General features: G+C 73.5%; 6 protein-coding genes. 3 read left to right on the top strand and 3 right to left on the bottom strand.

The features are described from left to right. A partial coding sequence (locus G3I41_RS21900; protein ID WP_343242203.1) for a small ribosomal subunit Rsm22 family protein occupies positions 1 to 305 on the bottom strand: 305 nt, incomplete at its 3' end. Positions 306 to 498: 193 nt separating this feature from the next. Further along, positions 499 to 1,806 (bottom strand): multidrug effflux MFS transporter, encoded by a 1,308-nt coding sequence (locus G3I41_RS21895; protein WP_164402108.1) that lies wholly within the window; start codon positions 1,804 to 1,806, stop codon positions 499 to 501. A 79-nt stretch (positions 1,807 to 1,885) separates the two neighbouring features. On the opposite strand from G3I41_RS21895, the gene G3I41_RS21890 reads away from it, so the two are divergent. Continuing rightward, on the top strand, positions 1,886 to 2,884 hold the full coding sequence (locus G3I41_RS21890) for a Gfo/Idh/MocA family oxidoreductase (protein WP_203601466.1): 999 nt from the start codon (positions 1,886 to 1,888) through the stop codon (positions 2,882 to 2,884). Here the strand turns inward: G3I41_RS21890 and G3I41_RS21885 are convergent. Beyond that, positions 2,881 to 4,509 carry an alkaline phosphatase D family protein gene (locus G3I41_RS21885; RefSeq protein WP_164402107.1) on the bottom strand — a complete coding sequence of 543 codons (1,629 nt, stop codon included), beginning with the start codon at positions 4,507 to 4,509 and terminating at the stop codon, positions 2,881 to 2,883. The two genes, G3I41_RS21890 and G3I41_RS21885, sit on opposite strands and share 4 nt — an antisense overlap. Before the next feature lie 240 nt (positions 4,510 to 4,749). Here G3I41_RS21885 and G3I41_RS21880 point away from each other — a divergent pair, with 240 nt between their 5' ends. Both G3I41_RS21880 and G3I41_RS21875 read left to right on the top strand, forming a co-directional pair. After that, a complete protein-coding gene (locus G3I41_RS21880) occupies positions 4,750 to 5,532 on the top strand; it encodes an SDR family oxidoreductase (RefSeq protein WP_164402106.1) in 783 nt (260 codons plus the stop codon). A gap of 45 nt (positions 5,533 to 5,577) precedes the next feature. Continuing rightward, the gene (locus tag G3I41_RS21875) at positions 5,578 to 6,456 is read left to right on the top strand and encodes a PhzF family phenazine biosynthesis isomerase (RefSeq protein ID WP_164402105.1); all 879 of its coding nucleotides are present in this window, start codon (positions 5,578 to 5,580) and stop codon (positions 6,454 to 6,456) included. Positions 6,457 to 6,485: the final 29 nt, after the last annotated feature.

Genomic DNA, 6,485 nt, shown 5'->3' with positions numbered 1-6,485 from the left:
GCCCAGCTCGCCGCCCCGGTGCCGCCGCCGGCGTCGGTGTGCGTGGCGGGCGCCCAGTCGGGGGCGGCCTCGCGGAGGGCGGCGAGGGCGGCCCGTACCGCCTCGAAGGTGGCGGGCATCCGGTACGCCGCGTACGCGACCACGTCCGCGCGGTCGCGGAGCACCGGGGCGTCGGTGGGGATCGTGCCCCGGTAGTGGGCGATGAGCCGGTCGACGGCCTGGCCGGCCCGCTTGGGCGGCAGCCCGTCCAGCAATCCGGCGAGGGCCGCGCGCAGGGCGTCCGCGGTGGGGAGGGTGGCGTTCACCGAGGAATTGTAGGCGGGCCGGGGCGGGCCTCAGATCCCGGAGGTGCGCTGCCAGGGGGTGTTTCCCCGGACAGGACCGGACAGGCCGCGGCGTCTGGTGCGGTGCATCGCAAGGCGGAGGATCGAGACAACGCGGAGCGTTGGTGATCGACGGCAACGCCGCGAGGTGCCGTGCCAGACGCCGCGGGCCCGGTCATGGCCGGGGAAACACCCCCTGGGGCCGGCAGAGGCCCAGGAAGCAGGCGAGGGCGCCCACCGCGCAGGTCAGTTGGACGACGGCCATGGGGACCGCGGTCTCCTCGCCCGCGATGCCGACGAGCGGGGAGGCGATGGCGCCGATCAGGAACTGCGAGGTGCCGAGCAGCGCGGAGGCCGATCCGGCGGCGTGCTTGGTGCGCATCAGCGCCTGGGCGTTGGTGTTGGGCATCGCCAGGCCCATCGCCGACATCAGCACGAAGAGCCCGGCGGCCACCGGCACGAGACCGACGTCGCCGAAGACCCCGGAGGTCATCAGGAGCAGCGCGGTCGCGGCGGCCACGATGACGACGAGGCCGAAGGTGAGGGCCTTGTCCAGGCTGACCCGGCCGACGAGCAGCTTGCCGTTGATCTGGCCGACGGCGATCAGCCCGATGGAGTTGATGCCGAAGAGCAGGCTGAAGGTCTGCGGGGACGCCCCGTAGATCTCCTGGACGACGAACGGCGAGGCGCTGACGTAGGAGAAGAGGGCGGCGAAGGCGAGGCTGCCCGCGATCATGTAGCCGGTGAAGACCCGGTCGGCGAGCAGGCCGCGCATGGTGCGCAGGGCGTCGCCGATACCGCCGGTGTGGCGCTCGGCGGGCGGCAGGGTCTCGCCGAGCCACTTCCACACGACGAACGTGAGCAGGACGCCCACGGCGGTCAGGACCCCGAAGATGCCGCGCCAGTCGGTGAGGCGCAGGACCTGGCCGCCGATGACCGGGGCGATGACGGGGGCGACGCCGGAGATCAGCATCAGCGTCGAGAAGAACCGGGCCATCGCGACGCCGTCGTACATGTCGCGGACGACGGCGCGGGAGATGACGATGCCGGCCGCGCCGGCGAGGCCCTGGATCAGGCGGAAGGCGATGAGGAGCCCGGCGGACGGGGCGAAGATGCAGAGCGCGGTGGCGATGACGTAGACGGCCATGCCGAGCAGCAGCGGGCGGCGCCTGCCCCAGCGGTCGCTCATCGGTCCGACGACGACCTGGCCGAGCGCCATGCCGGTGAGGCAGGCGGTCAGGGTGAGCTGGACCGTGGCGGCGGGGGCGTGCAGCGAGTCGGTGACGGCCGGAAGGGCCGGGAGGTACATGTCCATCGACAGCGGCGGGAGCGCCGTGAGGCCGCCGAGGACGAGGGTGACGAGGAGGCCCGTGCGCCGGGCGGCGGGGGTGGCGGCTCTGCCGGGAAGGGGGGTCCCGCTCCGCGGGGTGGTGTCGGTGGTGCGTATCTGCTGCTGGGCCCGGCTGACGCCGCTCTCCGGCATTCTCATCTCCATAGTTGTTGAATCCGGCTCTATGCTCTCAGCTCGGCGGGGATGGTCGACACCTTTTTTGGGAGCGTGCATGAGCAGGACTGTCCGTTGGGGCGTGCTGGCGACCGGCGGGATCGCGGCGACGTTCACCGCCGATCTCCAGACGATGCCCGGTGCGGAGGTGGTGGCCGTGGCGTCCCGCTCGGACGCCTCGGCGCGGGCGTTCGCGGAGCGGTTCGGGATACCGAGGGCGTACGGGGACTGGGCGGGCCTGGTCGCGGACGACGAGGTCGACGTGGTGTACGTGGCCACGCCGCACTCCGCGCACCGGGAGGCCGCCGCGCTCGCGCTGGAGGCCGGGAAGCACGTGCTGTGCGAGAAGGCGTTCACGCTGAACGAGCGGGAGGCGCGGGAGCTGGTGAAGCTCGCCCGGGACCGCGGGGTCTTCCTGATGGAAGCGATGTGGACCTACTGCAACCCCGTGATCCGGCGCCTGACCGAGCTGGTGCGGGACGGGGCCATCGGGGAGATCCGGACCGTGCAGGCCGACTTCGGCTTCGCGGGCGACCTGGGCCCGGACCACCGGCTGCGCGATCCCCGGCTGGGCGGCGGGGCGCTGCTGGACCTGGGCGTGTACCCGGTGTCGTTCGCGCAGCTGCTGCTGGGCGAGCCGGACCGGGTGCGGGCGGACGCGCTGCTGTCGCCGGAGGGCGTGGACCTGAACACCGGGATGCTGCTGGGCTGGGATTCGGGCGCCAACGCCCTGCTGTCCTGCTCGATCGTCGGGCACCACCCGACGGCCGCCACGGTGATCGGGACGGGCGGGCGGATCGACATCCCGCACAGCTTCTTCCATCCGCAGGGCTTCGTGCTGCACCGGGCGGGCGCCGAGCCCGAGGAGGTCACCTCGGGCCCGGGTCCGCAGGGGCTCTCGGGGATGCAGTACGAGGCGGCCGAGGTGATGCGGGCGGTCCTCGCCGGCGAGACGGAGTCCCCGCTGGTGCCGCTGGAGGGTTCGCTCGCGGTGATGCGGACGCTCGACGCGGTCCGTGGCCGCATCGGCGTCCGCTACCCCGTGGATGCCGCTTAGGCGGGCTTCAGACCCGGGCGGCCGGCCTCGGTGACGTAGGAGCCGGCGGTGGTGACGGGGGCGCCCGGCGTCGTGACGGCCGAGACCGTGCGGAAGTCGGCGCGCGCCGCGCGCTCCTGGAGGGTGACGACGGCGTAGCCGCGGCGCCCGTTGTAGAACTTCAGGTGCGGGTTGGCCGCCATCAGGTTGTTGTAGTTGGACGGCTTCTCGGAGCCGTCCTTCCCGCTGGTGAGGGAGGTCGTGACGATCTCGGTGCCGACGGTGCGCGACGCCGGGTCGTCGAAGTCCCGCTTGATGTCGAAGCCGTAGCTGACGTGCACGTCGCCGGTGAGGACCATGAGGTTGTCCACGCCGACGCGCTCGGCGCCCTTCAGGATGCGGTCGCGGGAGGCCGGGTAGCCGTCCCAGGAGTCCATGGACAGCTTGAACGCGTCGGTGGGCACGTCGCGCCGCTGGGCGAAGGTGACCTGCTGGGGGACGACGTTCCAGGTGGCGTGCGAGTGGCGCCAGCCGTCGATGAGCCAGCGCTCCTGGGTGGCGCCGGTCAGGGTGCGCTTCGGGTCCTCGGACTCCGGTCCGGGCGTCTGCCAGCCGTCGCCGTACGCCTGGTCGCTGCGGTACTGCCGGGTGTCGAGCACGTCGAACTGGGCGAGCCGGCCGAAGTTCAGCCGCCGGTAGAGCCGCATGTCGGGGCCGGTGGGCCGCTGGGGTGCGCGCAGCGGCTGGTTCTCCCAGTAGGCGCGGTACGCGGCGGCCCGGCGGATCAGGAACTCCTCGGGCGGCACGCTGTTCTCCGGGGTGTCGCCCGCGTAGTTGTTCTCGGTCTCGTGGTCGTCCCAGGTGACGACGAAGGGGTGCGCGGCGTGGGCGGCGCGCAGGTCCGGGTCGGACTTGTAGAGGGCGTACCGCAGCCGGTAGTCCTCCAGTGTCTCCGTCTCCTTGTTGAACAGGGCGGGCAGCGTGCGGTCGGTGTACTTGCGGGCCCCGCCGACGGCGGTGACGGCGTACTCGTACAGGTAGTCGCCGAGGTGGAAGACGACGTCGACGTCCTCCTGGGCGAGGTGCCGGTACGCGGTGTAGTAGCCGTCGTGGTACGCCTGGCAGGAGACGGCTGCCAGGGCCAGTTCGCGCTTGCGGGCGCCGGGCGCGGGCGCCGTGCGGGTGCGGCCGGTGGGGCTGGTCCACCGGCCGGCGCGGAAGCGGTAGTAGAGGACGCGGTCGGGGGCGAGGCCCTGGACCTCGACGTGGACGCTGTGGTTGAACTCCGGGTGGGCGTACGTGGTGCCGCGCCGGACGACGCGGCTGAACCGCTCGTCGTGGGCCAGCTCCCAGCGGACCTCGACGCGGGCGTCCGGGAGGCCGCTGCCGGGTTCGAACGGGCGGGGCGCGAGCCGGGTCCAGAGCAGCACCGAGTTCGGCAGCGGGTCGCCGGACGCGACACCGAGGGTGAACGGGTCCTCGCCGATCCGCCGGGCCTCCATCTCGCGGGCACTGGCGGTCCCGGCGGCGGGCAGGCCGACCGAGAAGGCGAGCGCGGCGGCGGCTCCGGTGACGGTGAGGAAGCGGCGGCGGTCCGTGTGCCGGGCCGCTTCGCGCAGCTCCTGCTGTGGCGATGAGTGCGTCATCTGTCCCTCCCCTGACTGGTGGTGTGGGGGAAGTCCAGCGGCCCGGCGCATCCGGAGGCTGACGTGTTCGCGTCGCGCGGGCGTCGCCCGGATGAGGAGTGCGGCAGGATGGTGCCCCCAGGGGCAAACTCCGCGTTCGCGGCGAAATCCATGATCACCTTCCGGCGCCGCACGGGCGCGGGAATCGCCGGAGCCCCGCCCCGGATCACCCCGCCGGTGCTGCGCGTACGCTGCCCCAGCATGAGCAACAGTCTGTTGAATTCCGAGGAGAACCCCCCGGTGAAGACCGCGGTGGTGACGGGCGCCGGTTCCGGCATCGGCCGCGCGGTCGCGCTCGCCCTGGCCGGCGCGGGCTGGTCGGTGGCGCTCGCGGGCCGCCGCCCGGGCCCGCTGGCCGAGACGGCGGCCCTGGCCGGTGAACACGCCCGGGTCCTGACCGTCCCGGCCGACGTGACCCGCCCCGAGGACGTGGACGCGCTGTTCTCCGCCGTCCGGGAGTGGGCCGGCCGCCTCGACCTGCTGTTCAACAACGCGGGCACGTTCGGCCCCGGCGGGCCCGTCGAGGAGCTGGCGTACGAGGACTGGCGCGGGGTCGTCGACGTCAACCTGACGGGGGCGTTCCTCTGCGCGCAGGCCGCGTACCGGCAGATGAAGGAGCAGGACCCGCAAGGCGGACGGATCATCAACAACGGTTCCATCTCGGCGCACACGCCGCGCCCGCACTCGGCGGCGTACACCGCGACGAAGCACGCGATCACCGGTCTGACGAAGTCGCTGTCACTGGACGGGCGCCCGTACCGCATCGCCTGCGGCCAGATCGACATCGGCAACGCGGCGACGGACATGACGGAACGGATGCGCACGGGCACCCTCCAGGCCAACGGCGAACTCGCCGTGGAGCCGGTGATGGCGGCCGGTGACGTGGCCCGGACGGTGCTGCACATGGCGGAGCTGCCCCTGGAGGCGAACGTCCAGTTCGCGACGGTGATGGCGACGGCGATGCCGTACGTGGGCCGGGGCTGACGGCGCACCGGGAATGCCGTCGGCCGGCGGGGAGTTGAGCCGCACATGACTGATCTCCCCGCAACCGGCATCCTGCGCTACACCGCGTTCTCCGCCGACCCCGAGGGCGGCAATCCCGCCGGGGTCGTACTCGACGCCTCCGGTCTCGACGAGGCCGCCATGCTGGCCGTGGCGGCGGACCTCGGCTACAGCGAGACGGCCTTTCTGACCGGGCGGACCGAGGCGTCGGAGCCCGGTGCGCGCGGTTACACGGTCCGCTACTTCAGCCCGAAGGCCGAGGTGCCGTTCTGCGGCCACGCCACGGTCGCCGCCGCCCTCGCGCTCGCCGAGCGGGACGGGCCGGGCGAGGTGGAGTTCGCCACCCCCGCCGGTACGGTGCCGGTCACCGTGGTCCGCGAGGGCGACGAGCTGCGGGCGACGCTGACCAGCGTGGAGCCGCGCGTCGAGGACGTGGACGCGGGCGACCTCGCGGAGGCGCTGGCGGCGCTCGACTGGCCGGCCGCCGACCTCGACCCGGCCCTGCCGCCCCGAATCGCGTACGCCGGGGCCCGCCACCTCGTGCTGGCCGCGGCCACCCGGAAGCGGCTGGCCGCGCTGGACTACGACTTCGCGCGGCTGGAAGCGCTGATGCACCGGCTGGACCTGACGACCGTGCAGCTGGTGTGGCGGGCGTCCGACGCGGTGTTCCACGTCCGCGATCCGTTCCCGGTCGGCGGGGTGGTGGAGGACCCGGCGACGGGTGCCGCGGCGGCCGCGTTCGGGGCGTACCTGCGGGAGCTGGCCCTCGTTCCGGAGGCCGCCGTGCTGACCCTGCACCAGGGCGAGGACATGGGCCGCCCCGGCACGCTCACCGTGACGCTGGGGGCGGGCGACGCGCGGGTGCGGGTGAGCGGCACCGGCACCCGGCTGCCGGACCCGGCCTGACGCGGGGCCGGTCCACGTCGGCCGACGGG

The organism is Streptomyces sp. SID9727 (assembly GCF_010550605.1).
Classification (GTDB): Bacteria; Actinomycetota; Actinomycetes; order Streptomycetales; family Streptomycetaceae; genus Streptomyces.
This window is presented reverse-complemented; position numbering and strand designations above follow the sequence as displayed.